We start from the raw sequence: 16,883 nt of genomic DNA, 5'->3' as shown, positions 1-16,883 counted from the left end.
GAATGGGGCCGGAGCCGGAAAGCTCCGGCCCTTTTCGTCTGCGGAAACCCAACCTTAAGCCCTGACAGAGAAGATAGCTGTCATGGATATTCTGCTGCTCATCGTGCTTGGCGTCTTTCCAGCGCTCGTCATCGTCGGCGGTCTACACGACCTGATCACGATGAAAATCCCGAACTGGATATCGCTGGCGCTGGTCGGCGCCTTCTTCCCTGTCGCGCTGATGATCGGCGCGGCGCCGATGGATGTGGCGCTGCATGTCGGCGTGGGCGTGGCCGCGCTTCTGGTCGGCATGGGCATGTTCGCCGCCGGTTGGGTGGGCGGCGGCGACGCCAAGCTGCTGGCGGCCAGTTGTCTATGGATGGGCGTGAGCGGGGTCTTGCCCTTCCTGATCTGGACTGGCCTGACCGGGGGCGCCTTCTGCCTGCTGCTGATGACCGCACGCCGGTACTTCCCGATGGTCGCGCCGTCGGTGTCCCAAGGGTGGGTGGTCAATCTGATGCAGCCCAAGGGCGACATCCCCTATGGCGTCGCCATCGCCATCGGCGCCTTGCTGGCCCTGCCTGAAAGCGGCCTGTTCCTGGCCTTTGCGTCCGGCCGTTAAGGCTAGGCTGACCGCCGTTCGCGGCGCTTAGGAAGCGTTAACCCGCAGGGCTCATGATCGTTAACGGCAGGCGTCGGGGGTTCGATCCGAGACATTGCGCCTGCTGGAGACAGCCTTGATGAAGCCCGCCCGCATCGTCGTCATCTGCATCGCCGCCGTATCGGCCATTGGTCTGGCCCTGGTGGTCCGCGCCATGGGGTCGTCGTCCAACGAACCTGCCGCGCCCGCCGCAGCCGCCCAGGTCGAGACGCGCCCGATGGCCAAGGTGCTGGTCGCCGCCAAGGATCTGGAGCCCGGCAAGCGTCTGGTCGAGGGCGATCTGGCCTGGAAGGACTGGCCGGCGGACGAGGTCAATCCCGTCTTCATCACAGACGGCGCTACGCCCGTGCCCGCCAAGCCGGCCGCCGAAACCACGACAGAGAAGGCCTCCAACGCGGTCGAGAGCGTCGCCAAGGCCGCGACCGATATGGCGGGACCTGGAGCCAAGTCCGACTATATCGGCTCGGTCGTGCGCGAACCCATCCTGGCCGGAGAGCCGATCGTGGCGCGCAAGATCGTTCGCGCTGGCGACAGCGGCTATATGGCCGCCTACCTTGAACCCGGCATGCGCGCTATGGCCATCGGCGTGACCGTGGAGTCCGCCGCGGGCGGCTTCATCCTGCCTGGCGACCGTGTCGATGTGGTTCTGACCGCCGAAACCAATCGCAACGGCGCCGTCGAGGGCGCGACCAGCTCCAAGTTCGCGTCGGGCGTCGTCCTCCAGAACATAAAGGTCTTGGCCATCGACCAGTCGACCCGCGCGGGCGACGACGAACAGGCCGTGGTGGGGGCTACCGCCACCCTGGAGGTCCAGCCTCAGGACGCGGTGCTGCTGGCCCAGGCCAAGTCCGAGGGCGAACTGTCGCTGTCCCTGCGCTCCTATGCCGACACCGCCGGCCCCTCCGGCGCCACGCGTCGCCGCGTTGCGGCGGCCGCCGCCCAACCAAAAGCCGTGCGAATCTATCGCGGCGGCGCGCCCGAAGTGGTCGCCGTCCCATGAAAGCCGTTCCGATGCGCCGATCCGCGATGCAGAAGACCGCCGCTGTCGCCTGCGCCCTTCTGGCCAGCCTGACCGCCGCGCCCGTCGGCGTGGCCCAGACGCGGGCCGCCGTGTCGATGGGCGCTGCGCCGCAAATGATCAATCTGCCGCGCGGCACGTCTTTCGCCGTCGATCTGCCCGCCGATGCGCGCGACGTGATCGTCTCCAATCCGCAGGTGGCCGAGGCCATGCTGCACTCGCCGCGCCGCATCACCGTGATCGGCATTATGCCGGGCGAGACCGACGCGGTCTTCCTGGACGCCGCAGGCCGCACGATCCTGAGCCTGCGGGTTCGCGTCGATGCTGGCACAAGCGCGCTTCAGGATACGTTGAGCCGCGTCGCTCCGGGTGGACAGATCCATGCAGAAGCCGTCAACGACAGCGTCATCCTGACCGGCTTTGCAGATAGCCCCGCTCAGGCAGCCCAGGCCGCCCGTGTCGCGGCGGCCTTCGTCTCTGCGCCTGAGAAGGTGATCAACATGATCAGCGTCGTCGGCTCGGATCAGGTGACGCTTAGGGTGCGCGTGGTCGAGGTGCAGCGCAGCGCGCTGAAACAGCTCGGCTTCAGCTCCGACATCCTAAAGGGCGCGGGAATCCATTCGTACGGCTTCAGCCGGCCCAATACTTATGGTGTCAACGGTGCGCCGGCCGGAGGATCGGGGCTGTGCTATGGTCAGAACGGCGGGCGAACGACGAACTTTTCAAATTCCAACTCTAGTTCCAGCCAGACGGGCTCTACTGCGACTGCAACGAGCGGGGATCAATGGTCCAGCGTTCCTCGTTCGGAAACCGTCACCGTGAGGGATGTGAACGGTAATCTTGTTCAACTTCCTGGGACAGCCGTCGCGCAGGCATCGGCTATTGCAGGAACGACCAATGCTATTTCCAACGCCATCTCCAATATAGCGACAACCGCCTTCCAGACGATGACCGGCACGAATGCGAGCGGATGTCTTGAGGCCTTCGAACGCGTGGGATTGGCCCGCACACTGGCCGAGCCAAACCTGACGTCGGTGAACGGCGAATCCGCCAACTTCCTGGCGGGGGGCGAGTTCCCTCTGCCGACGGGGCGCGACCGCGACGGCAATATCACCGTGACCTACAAGCCCTACGGCGTCGGGCTGGCCTTCCGTCCCGTCGTAATGTCGGGTGGCCGCATCTCCTTGCAGGTCAAGGTTGAGGTGTCGGAACTGACGGCGCAGGGCGGCTTCACCATCGGTGCGGGCACGCCCTCTTCGATCACCCTGCCGGGCCTGACCGTGCGTCGCAGCGAGAATACGGTCGAACTGCCCTCAGGCGGATCGATGATGATTGCAGGCCTGCTTCAGGAAACGACGCGCCAGACGGTCGACTCTCTGCCGGGCGTCACCAATCTGCCGGTGCTGGGCTCGCTGTTCCGCTCGCGTGACTATCTGATGGGCGAGACCGAACTGGTGGTGATCGTCGAGCCCTATATCGTCAGCCCGACCTCGCCTGACCGGATGCAGACGCCGGCCGACGGCCTGCGGATCGCCAGCGACAGCCAGACGATTCTCTTCGGTCAACTGAACCAAGTCTATGGCCTGCCCAATGCGCCCCCGGCCGGTTCGGTCGGCTATGTGATCGAGTGAGCGACATGATCCGCACCCCGATTATCGTCCTTCTGACCACGACGGCCCTGGCGCTCGGCGCCTGCGTCGGCGGACCAGCCAGCCTGGGCGGTGAGCCGCCGTTGACGCCGACGTCGCGCTATCAGCTTCAGGTCGAGCCGGACCTGGACCGGATCGCCCTGGCGGTTCATGAGACCGGCCTGTCGTCCGCTCAGGGTGACGCGATTCAAGCCCTGGTCGCCCGTTATCGCAGCGTAGACGCCGTGCCCCTGGTGATCGAGGCGCCGGCTGGAAACGACCCCGTCGCCTTGCAGCGGGCTTATGACGTCAAGTCCGCACTGGCGGCCTGGGGCGTGTCGCCGGACCGCATCATGCTTGTCAGCTACGCGGCGCCCGATCCGCGCGCGCCGGTCGTCGTCGGCTATCAGACGGTTCGCGCCGTCGTGCCGCGCTGCGGAACGACTTGGGGCAACCTGGGCCGTTCGGGCGACAACCAGTCGGCCTCCAACTTCGGGTGCGCGGTGTCAGCCAACCTGGCCGCCCAGATCGCCGACCCGCGCGACATTCAGACGCCGCGCGCCATTACTCCGGCCGACGCGGGGCGCCGGACCGTCGTGCTGGACAACTATCGCACGGGCAAGCAGACGGCGGCTGCGGCTGAAACGCTGGTCACGGAGACCGCCGTCTCCCGTGCGGTGAACTAGACCCATGAGCACCGCCCCCGTCCCCCGCGAGTTCGATACCTTCGACGACGCCTTCGACGTCGATATGGATTTCTCCGAGCCCATGGCCGAGGTTTCGGCGGAGCGGACGCGTGCGCCGCTTGTGTTCACGGCCGCCGCGCCCGTTCAACCCTCGCCTGTCGTCGCCGCGCCCGCCTATGTCCCCGAGGCCCCGGTCTTCAACCCTGTCGGCGACGTGGTGGCCCAGACGCAGGCCAGCCTGATCGAGACCGGGCTGGACGCCGTCGGTCTGGGTTCCACCGGCCTGGCCCCGTCCAGCTCCATCGGCGAAGTGTCGGTGCCGCGCATCGCCATCCACGTCTTCGCCGAGCGCCAGGATACGCTCGCGGCCGCCGAACGCGCGGCCCAGGATCGTCGCCTGTCGCGTGCGACCACCCAGATCCGCGTCGGGGGCGTGGCCGCTGCGGTCGAGACCTATCATCACGAACCGACGCCGCCGCTGATCATCGTCGAGTGCCTGAAGGATCCCCAGACCCTGCTCTGGGAAGTCGATCAACTGGCCGAGGTCTGCGACGCGGGCACCAAGGTGATCGTCGTCGGGGCCACCAACGACATCATCCTGTTCCGCGAGCTGATGCGTCGCGGGGTCAGCGAATATCTGGTCGCGCCGTTGCAGCCGCTGCAGCTGATCGCGGCCATCGGCGGCCTGTTCAACGATCCGGCCCAGCCCTTCGTCGGCCGCACCATCGCCTTCGTCGGCGCGCGGGGCGGGGCGGGGGCCTCGGCAGTGGCGCACAACACCGCCTATGCGATCTCCGAGCGGATCGGCGCCAACACCGTCATCGTCGATTACGACCTGCCGTTCGGCACGGCCGGCCTGGACTTCAACCAGGACCCGCTGAGTGGCGTCGCCGACGCCCTGGGCCAGCCCGACCGGCTGGATGCGACGCTGCTGGACCGGATGATGGTCCGCTGCACCGACAAGCTGAGTCTGTTCGCCGCGCCCGCCAGCTTGGACACGGACTGGGACATCTCGACCGAGGCGTTCGAGGAGGTGACGAACCAGATCCGCGCCACGGCGCCGTTCGTGGTGCTGGACCTGCCGCACCTGTGGTCGCCGTGGATGCGCCGCACCCTGATCAGCGCCGACGAGGTGGTGGTGGTGGCCACGCCGGATCTCGCCAGCCTTCGCAACGCCAAGAACATGATCGACCTGATCCGTCAGGGCCGCCCCAACGATGCGCCGCCGCGCCTGGTGCTGAACCAGGTCGGCGTGCCGGGCCGCCCCGAGATTCCGGCCAAGGACTTCGGCGCCGCCCTGGGGGTTCATCCCAGCCTGATCATCCCATTCGACGCCAAGACCTTCGGCGCCGCCGCCAACAACGGCCAGATGATCCTGGACGCCGGGGCTAAGACCAAGGCGGCCGAGGCCTTCCAGACCCTTGCCCAGATCGTGTCGCGTCGCGAACTGCCCATGGTCGCAGGACCCAAGGGCAAGCCGGCCAAGACCGACAAGGCGTCCAAGCCGTCGGCAGCGCAGTCCAAGTCCCTGTTCGCCAACATGTTCAAGAAGCGCTGACGCGTGTTCGGCAAGCGCACAGGTCAGCCCGGCGTCACGACGGCGCCGATGCGTCCGGCGCCTGCGCCGGCCGGCGAGCCTGTGTCCGTCTTCAAGGTCGATGCGGCCGCGCCCCCGCCGGGGATGGCCGCCCAAGCTCAGGCTAAGGCCGAGGCCTACGCCTTCGCCGACGAGGATCTGGAGCCGGCGGCGGAAGCCTTCGGTCGCGCCTCGGCGCCGACGCAGCCCGCGCCCGCCGACCGTCTCGACGCCCTGGCCTCGCGGCCCAAAGCCAAGCCGGAGGCGCCGCGCCCGGCCGGCAATGTCGCCGGAACGGGCCCCAAGGCCACGGCCGGCCTGGAACAGCTGAAGAAGGCCCAGGCGGTCGCCGAGATCGTCCGTGAACAGAGCGACTACTATCACGCCACGAAGACGACGATCTTCAACGCCTTGATGAACACCATCGACCTGGCCCAGCTGGCGCATCTGGACCAGAAGGCGGCGTCCGAAGAGATCCGCGACATCGTCGCCGAACTGGTCGCGATCAAGAACGTCTCCATGTCGGTCGCCGAGCAGGAGCATCTGGTTCAGGACATCGTCAACGACGTCCTCGGCTACGGGCCGCTGGAGCCTCTGCTGGCCCGCGACGACATCGCCGACATCATGGTCAACGGCGCAGGCCGGGTGTTCATCGAAGTGAACGGCAAGGTCCAACTGACCAACGTCCGCTTCCGCGACAACACCCAGCTGATGAACATCTGTCAGCGGATCGTGAGCCAGGTCGGCCGCCGCGTCGATGAATCTAGCCCCATCTGCGACGCCCGTCTGCCTGACGGTTCGCGCGTCAACGTCATCGCGCCGCCGCTGGCGATCGACGGCCCGACGCTGACGATCCGGAAGTTCAAGAAGGACAAGCTGACGATGAAGAATCTGGTGGAGTACGCCTCCATCAGTCCCGAGGGCGCGCGCGTCCTGGGCGTCATCGGCGCCTCGCGATGCAATCTGGTCATCTCGGGCGGTACGGGCTCTGGCAAGACGACCCTGCTGAACACCCTGACGGCCTTCATCGACCCGACCGAGCGCGTCATCACCTGCGAGGACGCCGCCGAACTGCAACTGCAGCAGCCGCACGTGGTGCGTCTGGAAACCCGCCCGCCGAATCTGGAAGGGCAGGGCACGATCACCATGCGTGATCTGGTCAAGAACTGCCTGCGGATGCGTCCCGAGCGGATTATCGTCGGCGAGGTGCGCGGCCCCGAGGCCTTCGACCTGTTGCAGGCCATGAACACCGGCCACGACGGCTCCATGGGCACGCTGCACGCCAACAGTCCTCGCGAAGCCATCAGCCGTATGGAATCCATGATCACCATGGGCGGATACGGCCTGCCCTCGCGCACGATCCGCGAGATGATCGTCGGTTCTGTCGATGTCATCATCCAGGCCGCGCGCCTGCGTGACGGCTCGCGTCGCATCACCCACATCACCGAGGTCGTCGGCCTGGAAGGCGACGTGATCGTCACCCAGGACCTGTTCGTCTACGACATCACCGGCGAGGACGAGAACGGCAAGATCATCGGCCGTCACCGTTCGACCGGCATCGCCCGTCCCCGCTTCTGGGACCGCGCCCGCTACTATGGGCTGGAGCGCGAGCTGGCCGACGCCCTGGACGCGGCGGAGTAGGACGATGCTGCCCATCCTCGCCGCCGTTCTGGCCTTCATCACCATCGGCGGCCTGGGCTGGGTCTTCGTCGGAGGCGACGATTCGTCGGCCCAGGCGGTCAAGCGCGCCCAGAGCCTGGGCGAGGCCAAGAAGAACCCCGCGATCGCGCGCAAGGCGGCCGCCGCCAATACGCCCGAGGCGCGGCGCAAACAAATCCTGGTCCAGCTTCAGGAAGCGGATCGCCGCGAGCGCAAGGCGCGCACCACCCTGGCGTCGCGCCTGAAACAGGCGGGTCTGAGCCTGAATGTGCGCACCTTCTACATCATCTCCGCCGCGGTCGGTGTGGTGGCGGCGCTGGTCGCCTTCGTGCTGGGCCTGCCTGTTCTCGCGTTGCTGGGCCTGGCCCTGGTGTTCGGCCTAGGCCTGCCGCGCTGGGTCGTCGGCTTCCTGGCCAAGGGCCGGATGAAGAAGTTCTCGCTGGAGTTTCCCAATGCCGTCGACGTGATCGTGCGCGGCATCAAGTCGGGCCTGCCGGTCCACGAATGTTTCAAGATCATCGGCCGCGAAAGCCCGGCGCCGCTGGGGCCTGAGTTCCAGAAACTGGTCGAGGGTCTGGGCGTCGGCCTGACGCTGGAGCAGGCGCTGGAGAAGATGTTCGAGCGGATGCCGACGCCGGAGCTGCGCTTCTTCACCATCGTCATCGCCATTCAGCAGAAGACCGGCGGCAACTTGGCCGAGGCCCTGGGGAATCTGTCGGCCGTGCTGCGCGCGCGCCGCATGATGGGCGAGAAGATCAAGGCCCTGTCGTCCGAAGCCCTCGCCTCGGCGGGCATCATCGCCTCCCTGCCGCCGGCGGTCATGATCATGGTGATGATGACGACGCCGTCCTACATGATGCCCCTGTTCACCGACTTCCGCGGCAACTTCCTGCTGCTGATGGCCGCGGTTCTGATGTCCACCGGCGTCTTCGTGATGAAGCGCATGATCTCGTTCAAGTTCTGAGGCGCGGATCATGGAAGCCTTCATCCGTTTCATCACCGACCCGCAGAACCTGCTCAGCATCGGCGTGGGCGTGCTGGTCTTCGCGACCGTCCTGACCCTGCTGTCCTCGATGACCGGCGGGGTGAAGCTGGACAAGCGGATGAAGGCCGTCGCCGAGCGCCGCGACGAACTGAAGCGCCGCTCGCGCGCCAATATGGCTGCAGGCCAGGGCGCGCTGCGTCACACCGACGATGGGTTCAAGAAGCGGATCGTCGATCGGCTGAACCTGACCAAGCTGCTGGAAGACCCCAAGGTCGCCGGCCAGATGGCCCAGGCCGGCTATCGCGGGCCACGTCCGCTGACGACCTTCTACTTCTTCCGCTTCGCCTCGCCCTTCGTCTTCATGATCGTGGCGGCCTTCTACATGTTCGTGATCAAGATCGTGGACTGGCCCACGATGAACAAGCTGACGCTGGTCATGGCGGCGGCGGTCGCGGGCTTCTATGCGCCCAACCTCTATCTGAAGAACCGCATCACCAAGCGTCGCACCTCGATCATGCAGGCCTTTCCCGATGCGCTGGACCTGCTGCTGATCTGCGTCGAGGCGGGCATGTCCATCGAGGCGGCGATCACCAAGGTCAGCCAAGAGATGGGGCCGTCGTCGGTCGACTTGGCCGAGGAGTTGTCGCTGCTGTCGGCCGAGCTCAGCTATCTGCCCGAACGTCGCATGGCCTATGAGAACCTGGGCAAGCGGACCAACCATCCGGGCGTGAAATCAGTGGCAACCGCCATGACCCAGGCCGAGACCTATGGCACGCCGCTGGCGACCGCCCTGCGCGTCATGGCCAAGGAAAACCGCGACCTGCGCCTGTCGGCCGCCGAGAAGAAGGCCTCGGCCCTGCCGGCTCAGCTGACCGTGCCGATGATCCTGTTCTTCCTGCCGGTGCTGTTCATCGTCATCCTGGGACCGGCGATCCTGAACGTCATGGACATGATGAAAGAGGGCGGCTAGCCCGCCTCCGCCGCCGCCTTCAGACCCTCGCCCGCGCGCTCCAGCGCCGCCTTGATCGCGGGACGGTGCTTGTCGTGGAACAGCTCGCCGCGTAGGCCCGAGAGGCGGATGCCGACCGTCAGGATGCAGTTGCCGGGGGCCAACTCCTCAATCTGGATGTAGCGCAGGCTCTGGAACAGGAAGCCGCGTCGTTCCGCCCAGACCAGACGCATGCGCGGCTGCCATTCGACGACCTGGGCCAAGGCCTGGCGCTCGGGCATGTCGGGCCAGGCCTCGGTCATCGTCAGCCGCCCACCATAGGCGATGGCGCCTTCGACATCGGTGTCGACCGGGTTCCAGGCGCTCCATCCGGACAGGTCGGCGATCAGATCCCAGATCCGGTCCGAGGTCGCCTGAACGCCGACGCGTTTTTCGATACGAGTGTCATCCATGGTTTCGCTCTGGCACGGCTCGTCGCCGGAAGGAAGGCGCCGCGTCCTCGCCGCGCCGCCGTCCTCAGTCCGGTTCGACCAGCTTCAGCCGCCGCCCGTCGTCCAGCCCCAGCCGCGTCTTGACCTCGAACAGGTCCGCGCCGGCGGGAATGATCAGCAGCTTCTTGGGCTGGGCCGTGTTGACCGCGACCACCCCGCCCTTGGGGCAGATGTCGAAACAGTCGGCCCCGGTGACGATCAGCCCGCCCTTGCGCCCCTGCTTACCCTTTTTGAGGTGCAGATATTTGCGCAGCGCCTTCTTCAGCGTCAGGTCGCCGCCGGGGCCGAAGCCGCCGTCCAGCTTCTTGGAGCATTTGCGGCACACCAGGACCACGTCCCGCCATTCCGTCTTCGCGGTCTTGAAGTCCTTCTCGGCCATGCCGACAGAAATCGCCGTTCGCGACGGCTTGCACAAGCGCTCGCGGCGCCGTCACGTGCGACAGGTAAGAAAATTTCACGGGACCTTCACATGCGCCGACTGTTCGCCGCCTCCACACTGGCGCTGTTGCTCGCAGCCGGCGCTGCTCAGGCTCAGGTCGATACGGCAAGCGTGGACGCCGCCGTTCAGCGCGTGATGCCCGAGGTGACCGCCTGGCGTCGCGACTTTCACCAGCATCCCGAACTGGGCTTCGCCGAGACCCGTTCGGCGGGCGTGATCGCCGACCATCTGCGGTCGCTGGGGCTGGAGGTCCGCACCGGGGTCGGCAAGACCGGCGTCATCGGCATCCTGCGCGGCGCCCGGCCCGGCCGGGTCGTGGCCCTGCGCGCCGACATGGACGCCCTGCCGGTGCAGGAGGCGACGGGCCTGGACTTCGCCTCCACCTCCACCGGGACCTATATGGGCAATACGGTTCCCGTGGCCCACGCCTGCGGCCACGACATGCACATGGCCATGTTGATGGGCGCGGCCGAGGTGCTGGCCGGGATGAAGGACCGGATCGCCGGCACGGTGGTCTTCGTCTTCCAGCCGGCGGAGGAGGGCGCGCCTCCGGGAGAGCCCAAGGGCGGCGCCGCCCTGATGATCGCCGAAGGCGCCCTGAACGATCCCAAGCCCGAGGCCATCTTCGGCCTGCACGTCGTGCCCGGCCGTCCGGGCAGCGTCTTCTATCGGCCCGAGGGCTTTATGGCCGCGTCGGACCGGGTCGATATCGTGCTGAAGGGCAAACAGACCCACGGCGCCTGGCCCTGGCGCGGCGTGGACGTGATCGCGGTGGCCGGCCAGGTGATCGAGACGGTCAACACCCTGACCGCCCGCACGGTCGATCCGACCACCACTCCGACCGTCTTCACCATCGCCACGATCAACGCCGGCGTCCGCTACAATATCATCCCCGACAGCGCGACCCTGTCAGGCACCCTTCGCACCTTCGACATAGCCCAGCGCGACGCCCTGGTCGCCCGCGCCGAGACCGCCATCGACCACGTCGCCGCCGCCTACGGCGCCACCGCCGAGTTCGGCGTCAAACAGAACGCCGCCCTGGTCTTCAACGACCCCGGCTTGTCCGCCTGGCTGGCCCCGGTCCTGACCGAGGCGGCGGGCGAGGGCAACGTCAACCCCGCCACGCCCCCCACCACGGTGGCCGAGGACTTCAGCTATTTCCAGCAGGCCATCCCCGGCGTCTTCTACCACCTGGGCGCCAGTCCAGACGGCGTGGACCCCGCGACCTCCGCGCCCAATCATTCGCCGGAGTTTTCGCCGAACGAGAAGGTCTTGCCGCTGGGGGTGAAGACGCATGTGCTGACGGCGCTGCGGTTTCTGGAGCGGAGCTAGCGAGGACGATGGCAGGCGTGAGGCAATGTCGAAAACCGACCCTTAGTGGAAGTTCAATCATCGATTCTAACGCGCCAGATTCTGTTAGCTCCGTCGGAGGATTTGAATGCGGTTGTTAACCGCACTGGCGGCCATCAGCGTCGCGGGCTGCGGTCAGGGGCAACTTACATGCTCTCCAACACAGAATGTCCGGGTTACGGTGAATGGCCAGGGCTTCGCCATTCCCGTCGATCTAAACCCCTCATTCAGCGGACCGGTAGCAGACCACTTGGCACTTCCAAGTTCTATTCATCGGGACGATCAGGGTCGCTGGGCCTACTGTCAAAAAGCGAGTGATCAGCCAGTCGTAGGCGACAGCTTTTCGTTCTCCCCCGGCGCAGCGTTGCCGGATGCCTATTTCATCATCGTTGGTCGAGAGCGTCGATTTGAGCGGCGGAAACCCGACCAATATCCGCTTCACAATGAGAGCGGATTTGAAGTGACCATAACCAAAGGTCCGAAGTTAATCTTCAGTCCGGCGGGCGGTGTTCGCCCTACCGCCGTCGATGGGCATTGTATGACTTGGTTTCCTGGATCGTCTGAGTATTGCAGAGTGGCGTTCACGACACTCTGCGGCGTGCCTGTGAGCGTTGATATCATCGGGGAGCAATCGCTAAGCGAGTGGCCCGCGATCCTTGCTCGGGTAGACGCCTACGTCCTAAAACTGGAGACATAGGCGACAGTTTTCACCTTCTCCGACCATCCGAAGGTCCGGTTTGGGGCGGACCAAGCGAAGCCAGATTTTGCGAGATCTGACCACCGACAGACAAACCCTAAAGCCTCTCGAACACCGTCTCGATCACCTGCCGATACACCGCCGTCAGGGTCTCCAGCTCCGCTGTCGGAACCCGTTCGTCGATCTGGTGCATGGTCTGGCCGACCAGGCCCAGTTCCAGCACAGGGCACAGGGTGCGGATGAAGCGGGCGTCGGAGGTGCCGCCGGTGGTCGAGGCCTCGGGGCGGCGGCCGACGACGGCCTCGACCGCGTCCTGCACCGCCGCGACGAAGGCGCCCGGCTCGGTCAGGAAGGCCTCGCCCGAGCACAGGTGCTCCAGCGTGATCTGAAGTCCGGTCTCGGCCTGCATGGCGCCGGCCTCGCGGTTCAGCCAGTCGATCAGGGCGTCCCCCGTATGGCTGGGGTTGAAGCGGATGTTCAGCCGCGCCCTAGCCTCGGCTGGGATGATGTTGGTCGCCGGATTGCCGATGTCGATGGTGGTGATTTCGAGGTTCGACGGGGGGAAGTTCTCGTAGCCGTCGTCCAGCACGTGGTCATTCAGGCGGGCCATCAGGCGCGCGATCACCGGCGCGGGGTTGGCCGCGCGTTCCGGATAGGCGACGTGGCCCTGTTTGCCGTGGACGGTGATCCAGGTGTTCAGCGAGCCGCGCCGGCCGACCTTGATCATGTCGCCCAGCTGTTGCGACGACGACGGTTCGCCGACCACGCAGGCGTCGATGATCTCGCCCTCGGCCGCCAGGGCCTCGACCACCCGTTTGGTGCCGTGAAGCGCCGGGCCTTCCTCGTCGCCGGTGATCAGGAAGGAGAGGGAGCCCTCGGGCTCTCCATCCGCCAGCACCTGGGACACGGCGGCGACCCAGGCGGCGATCCCGCCCTTCATGTCCACCGCGCCCCGGCCGTACAGGACGCCGTCCCTGACCTCGGCGGTGAAGGGTTGCGACGACCACTGCTCCGACGGGCCGGTCGGGACCACGTCCGTATGGCCGGCGAAACACAGGTTGGGCGAGGCGGTCCCGCGCCGCGCATACAGGTTCTCGATCCGCGTATGGACCCCTTCGCCCCCCGGCCCCTCGAAGGCCAGTCGGCGGCAGGTGAAGCCCAGCGCCGTCAGATGGCGTTCCAGCACGTCCATCGCCCCCTCGTCGGCGGGGGTGACGGACGGAATGCGGATCAGGTCGCGGGTCAGTTCGACAGGATCGATTACGGGAGTTGATGCGCGGCTCATGCGGCTATGCTTTAGGGAAAACGCGCCAAGGCGAGAAGGCCCATGCCCAAGATCGACATCGACAGCGCGCCGAGAGGCGACGGCACGACCTATCCCGAAGAGTTCGCAGGCCCGTGCAAGCCGCGTCGCCGCTGGAAGCTGGGCGATGCGGCGGGGCTGAGCCAGTTCGGCGTCAACCTGCTGCGCCTGCCCGACGGCGCCTGGTCCAGCCAGAGACATTGGCACGCGTCCGAGGACGAGTTCGTCATGGTGGTCGAGGGCGAGGTGGTGCTGATCGAGGACGACGGCGAGACCGTCCTGCGCGCCGGCGACTGCGCCGGGTTCAAGGCGGGCGTGCCCAATGGTCACAGAATAGAGAACCGATCCAGCCGCGAGGCGGTCCTGCTTGAGGTCGGGACGCGCAGCCCGACCGTCACCCCTTGCGACTATCCCGACATCGACATGGTGCTCCACGCGGGCGTCGATGGCTATTTCCACCGCGACGGCTCGCCCTATCCGAAACAGTCCAGACGCACGTGACCACAGAAACCATAGATACCGGCCCCGCCGCCCCGCCCGTTCCGCCTTCGCCTCCAGAGGGTCCATCCAGTCCGTGGGGCATCCGCGATTTCCGCCTGCTGTGGTTCGGGCGGGTGGTCGCCGTGCTGGCGATCCAGATCCAGTCCTCGGCCCTGTTGTGGCAGGTGTATGAGATCGCGCGGCGCGACCATCCGATCGAGGAGGCCAGCCTGTATCTGGGGCTGGTCGGCCTGTGTCAGTTCCTGCCGCTTCTGGCCTTTACCCTGCCGGCCGGGGCCATGGCCGACCGGCGCGATCGCAAGCGCACGGTATGGATATCGATCCTGGTCGAGGCGGCCTGTGCGGCGTCCTTCCTCGGGATGGCGCTGCATGGAAATCCGCCGCTGTGGGGGCTGCTGGCGGTCGCCGCCCTGTTCGGCGCGGCGCGGGCGTTTCTGGCGCCGGCCAGCCAGGCCTTCCTGCCGATGGTGGTGGGACGCAAGGCTCTGCCGCCGGCCATCGCCGCCCAGTCCATCGCGTTTCAGACGGGAGCCATCGCGGGTCCGGCCCTGGGCGGAGTGATCGTGGGGGTCAATGTGCCGCTGGCCTATGCGGTGTCGCTGGGCATGTTCTTGCTGGCGGTCGCGGCCTTCATCCTGATCCGCACCAGCGGCAAGCCCGCGCCCCAGGCCAATCCCCTGTCGCCCATCGAATCCGTCAAGGAGGGGCTGGCCTATGTCTACAAGACCAAGATCGTGCTGGGCGCCATTTCGCTGGATCTGGTCGTGGTGCTGCTGGCGGGGGTGGCCCTGCTGACGCCGATCTTCGCGCGCGACATCCTGCATGTGGGGCCGCAAGGGTTCGGCCTGTTGCGGGCGTCGTTCGGGGTGGGGGCGATGGCGGTCGCCATCTATCTGAGCCGTTATCCCATCGTGCGGCACGGCGGCCGTTGGATGTTCGCGGCGGTGGCGGTGTTCGGCCTGTGTACGATCACCTTCGGCCTCTCCAAGATCGTCTGGATCAGCGCCCTGGCCCTGCTGATCGGCGGCGGCGCGGACATGATCAGCGTCAACATCCGCCAGACACTGATCCAGCTGGCCACGCCCGATCACATGCGCGGGCGGGTGTCGTCGGTGTCCATGCTGTTCATCGGCGCGTCGAACGAGCTGGGCGAGGCCTATTCGGGCGTCATGGTCCGGCTGCTGGGCGCGGTCGGGGCGGCGGTGTTCGGCGGCTTCGGCGCTCTGGCGGCCACGGGCGCCTGGTCGGCGATGTTCCCCGGGCTGAGGAAGGCGGACAGGCTTAGCTGAGTGACGAGTGACGAGTGACGAGTGACGAGAGAGGCGGGGAGGGCTCGCCACTCGCCACTAACCACTCGCCACTCCCTTAATCACCACACCCTGAAATGCTTCGACAGCTTCAGCCCCTGGTTCTGATAGTGGCTGCCGCTTTCGCCATACAGGCGGCTGGGGCGTTCGGTCAGGGGTTCGTAGACCAGGCGGGCGACGATCTGGCCGTGTTCCAGCAGGAAGGGGGTGTCGTGGGTGCGGACCTCCAGCACGCCCTTGGATCCCGCGCCATGCGCCTCGTCCGTGCCGAAGCCGGGGTCGAAGAAGCCGGCGTAGTGGACGCGGAACTCGCCCACCGACGGGTCGATGGGGGTCATTTCGGCGGCCTGATCGACCGGAATCTCGACATCGTCGGACGAGGCCAGGATGTAGAACTCGCCCGGATCCAGCAGCAGTTCGCCGCGCCGCAGCGTCAGCGGCTCCCAGAAGTCGCGCGGGTCGTGGCCGTCGATATGGTCCAGATCGACCACCCCCGCATGGCGCCTCCCCCGGAAGCCGACGATGTCGCCGCCTTGCAGATCGACGCCGACCGAGCGCGTCTCCAGCTTGGGCGGATCGCCGGCCTTCAGCCGCAGCTGGTTCAGCCGGGTGCCGGGACGGACCAGGATGGAGAAGGTCTGGGGCGCGACCTCCATATAGAGGGGGCCGTCATAGCCTTCGGCCACGTCGTCGAAACGGGCGCCCTGATCGGTCAACAGCCGCACGAAGACATCGACCCGGCCAGTCGAGCTTTTCGGATTGGCTCGCGCGATCAGGCCCTTGGGCAGTTTCAGCCGCTCCTGCAGCCGCACGATATAGACGCAGCCCTTTTCCAGAACGACGCCGGCGGGGGTGATCTCGATGGCGTGCATCTCGACGTCGGCGATCCGCGCCTCGACCTTGCGCTTGCCGGGCAGGAAGGAGGCGCGGACGCGCCAGGCTTGGTCCGACAGGCGCAGGTCCAGGCTGGCCGGTTGGACCTGGTCGTGATCGAATTCTGTGTCCGACGTGATGGCGCCCGTGGCGATCAGCGTCTCGATGGACTGGGCGGGCAGGATGCCGGGACGGGGCGCTTGGAAGGAGCTCATGGCGTCTGTCTCACACGGTTTTCACGACTTGTCTCCAAGTCGCGCTTGCAGCCCGCGCGCGGCGGGGCGAGCATATAGCCCATGCATGACGGACCTGCCTATACCGCCGAATCGAACGGCATCCTGATCCGGGTCCGGCCCAACTATCTGGCGGGCCAGTCCGATCCCGACGAAGGCCGCTGGGTCTGGGCCTATCAGATCGAGATCGTGAACCTGTCGGGATCGACGGTGCAGCTGATGGCGCGCCGCTGGACCATCACCGACGGCCACGGTCATGTCGAAGAGGTGCGCGGCCCCGGCGTGGTGGGCGAACAGCCGGTGATCGAGCCGGGCGCCAGCTACGCCTACGCCTCGGGCTGCCCGCTGCCGACCGACAGCGGGTCGATGGTCGGCGCCTATTATATGACGGATGCGGAGGGCTGCAGTTTCGAGGCGGAGATTCCGGCGTTTTCGCTGGATACGCCGGATGCGCGGCGGGTGTTGAACTGACGAAATCCTCCTCCGAGAAGCGTAGCGAAACGGGGGAGGGGGACCGCGAAGCGGTGGAGGGGGCGAACGCAGACTCC

Annotated in this window: 17 protein-coding genes; 13 read left to right on the top strand and 4 right to left on the bottom strand. The window is 66.7% G+C overall.

All coding sequences use genetic code 11. From position 1 onward, the window contains the following. The first annotated feature begins 82 nt into the window (after window positions 1-82). From EGY25_RS04945 to EGY25_RS04910, 8 genes are all read left to right on the top strand, one after another. A complete protein-coding gene (locus EGY25_RS04945; RefSeq protein WP_135193926.1) occupies window positions 83-601 on the top strand; it encodes an A24 family peptidase in 519 nt (172 codons plus the stop codon). A 118-nt stretch (window positions 602-719) separates the two neighbouring features. Beyond that, window positions 720-1,640: a Flp pilus assembly protein CpaB gene (gene cpaB / locus EGY25_RS04940; protein ID WP_135193925.1), complete on the top strand. Its 921-nt coding sequence runs from the start codon at window positions 720-722 to the stop codon at window positions 1,638-1,640. 11 nt (window positions 1,641-1,651) lie between these two features. Next, the gene (locus EGY25_RS04935) at window positions 1,652-3,289 is read left to right on the top strand and encodes a type II and III secretion system protein family protein (protein WP_135193924.1); all 1,638 of its coding nucleotides are present in this window, start codon (window positions 1,652-1,654) and stop codon (window positions 3,287-3,289) included. 5 nt (window positions 3,290-3,294) lie between these two features. Next, window positions 3,295-3,972, top strand: coding sequence for a CpaD family pilus assembly protein (locus EGY25_RS04930; RefSeq protein ID WP_135193923.1), 678 nt, complete (start codon window positions 3,295-3,297; stop codon window positions 3,970-3,972). 4 nt (window positions 3,973-3,976) lie between these two features. Further along, on the top strand, window positions 3,977-5,530 hold the full coding sequence (locus tag EGY25_RS04925) for an AAA family ATPase (protein WP_135193922.1): 1,554 nt from the start codon (window positions 3,977-3,979) through the stop codon (window positions 5,528-5,530). Window positions 5,531-5,533: 3 nt separating this feature from the next. After that, complete coding sequence (locus tag EGY25_RS04920; RefSeq protein WP_245159345.1) at window positions 5,534-7,189, top strand: CpaF family protein; 1,656 nt, start codon at window positions 5,534-5,536, stop codon at window positions 7,187-7,189. A 4-nt stretch (window positions 7,190-7,193) separates the two neighbouring features. After that, window positions 7,194-8,171 (top strand): type II secretion system F family protein, encoded by a 978-nt coding sequence (locus EGY25_RS04915; RefSeq protein ID WP_135193921.1) that lies wholly within the window; start codon window positions 7,194-7,196, stop codon window positions 8,169-8,171. A 10-nt stretch (window positions 8,172-8,181) separates the two neighbouring features. After that, window positions 8,182-9,162 carry a type II secretion system F family protein gene (locus EGY25_RS04910; protein ID WP_135193920.1) on the top strand — a complete coding sequence of 327 codons (981 nt, stop codon included), beginning with the start codon at window positions 8,182-8,184 and terminating at the stop codon, window positions 9,160-9,162. Here the strand turns inward: EGY25_RS04910 and EGY25_RS04905 are convergent. Together EGY25_RS04905 and EGY25_RS04900 are read right to left on the bottom strand one after the other, a co-directional pair. Continuing rightward, window positions 9,159-9,593, bottom strand: a complete 435-nt coding sequence (locus EGY25_RS04905; protein WP_135193919.1) for an SRPBCC domain-containing protein — start codon at window positions 9,591-9,593, stop codon at window positions 9,159-9,161. The two genes, EGY25_RS04910 and EGY25_RS04905, sit on opposite strands and share 4 nt — an antisense overlap. Before the next feature lie 64 nt (window positions 9,594-9,657). After that, a complete protein-coding gene (locus EGY25_RS04900) occupies window positions 9,658-10,011 on the bottom strand; it encodes a hypothetical protein (protein WP_135193918.1) in 354 nt (117 codons plus the stop codon). A gap of 90 nt (window positions 10,012-10,101) precedes the next feature. Between EGY25_RS04900 and EGY25_RS04895 the strand changes: the two genes are divergently transcribed. Further along, window positions 10,102-11,403, top strand: coding sequence for an amidohydrolase (locus tag EGY25_RS04895; RefSeq protein WP_135193917.1), 1,302 nt, complete (start codon window positions 10,102-10,104; stop codon window positions 11,401-11,403). A 106-nt stretch (window positions 11,404-11,509) separates the two neighbouring features. Further along, entirely contained in the window at window positions 11,510-12,118 is a 609-nt protein-coding gene (locus EGY25_RS16645; protein ID WP_209307972.1) for a hypothetical protein, read from the top strand. A 97-nt stretch (window positions 12,119-12,215) separates the two neighbouring features. Here EGY25_RS16645 and dapE read toward each other — a convergent pair whose 3' ends face one another. Beyond that, window positions 12,216-13,403, bottom strand: a complete 1,188-nt coding sequence (dapE, locus tag EGY25_RS04890; protein WP_135193916.1) for a succinyl-diaminopimelate desuccinylase — start codon at window positions 13,401-13,403, stop codon at window positions 12,216-12,218. A gap of 42 nt (window positions 13,404-13,445) precedes the next feature. Here dapE and EGY25_RS04885 point away from each other — a divergent pair, with 42 nt between their 5' ends. Then, on the top strand, window positions 13,446-13,922 hold the full coding sequence (locus EGY25_RS04885) for a cupin domain-containing protein (RefSeq protein WP_135193915.1): 477 nt from the start codon (window positions 13,446-13,448) through the stop codon (window positions 13,920-13,922). Next, window positions 13,919-15,211 carry an MFS transporter gene (locus tag EGY25_RS04880; RefSeq protein ID WP_245159344.1) on the top strand — a complete coding sequence of 431 codons (1,293 nt, stop codon included), beginning with the start codon at window positions 13,919-13,921 and terminating at the stop codon, window positions 15,209-15,211. The genes EGY25_RS04885 and EGY25_RS04880 overlap by 4 nt, the downstream gene beginning before the upstream one ends. An 80-nt stretch (window positions 15,212-15,291) precedes the next feature. On the opposite strand, the gene EGY25_RS04875 is transcribed toward EGY25_RS04880, so the two are convergent. Next, on the bottom strand, window positions 15,292-16,317 hold the full coding sequence (locus EGY25_RS04875; protein WP_135193914.1) for a 2'-deoxycytidine 5'-triphosphate deaminase: 1,026 nt from the start codon (window positions 16,315-16,317) through the stop codon (window positions 15,292-15,294). Window positions 16,318-16,398: 81 nt separating this feature from the next. Here EGY25_RS04875 and apaG point away from each other — a divergent pair, with 81 nt between their 5' ends. After that, on the top strand, window positions 16,399-16,806 hold the full coding sequence (gene apaG, locus EGY25_RS04870) for a Co2+/Mg2+ efflux protein ApaG (protein WP_135193913.1): 408 nt from the start codon (window positions 16,399-16,401) through the stop codon (window positions 16,804-16,806). Window positions 16,807-16,883: the final 77 nt, after the last annotated feature.

Source organism: Brevundimonas intermedia, from assembly GCF_004614235.1.
GTDB lineage: Bacteria > Pseudomonadota > Alphaproteobacteria > Caulobacterales > Caulobacteraceae > Brevundimonas > Brevundimonas intermedia_A.
The sequence above is the reverse complement of the archived record's forward strand: the minus strand, read 5'-3'. Positions and strand labels throughout refer to the sequence as shown.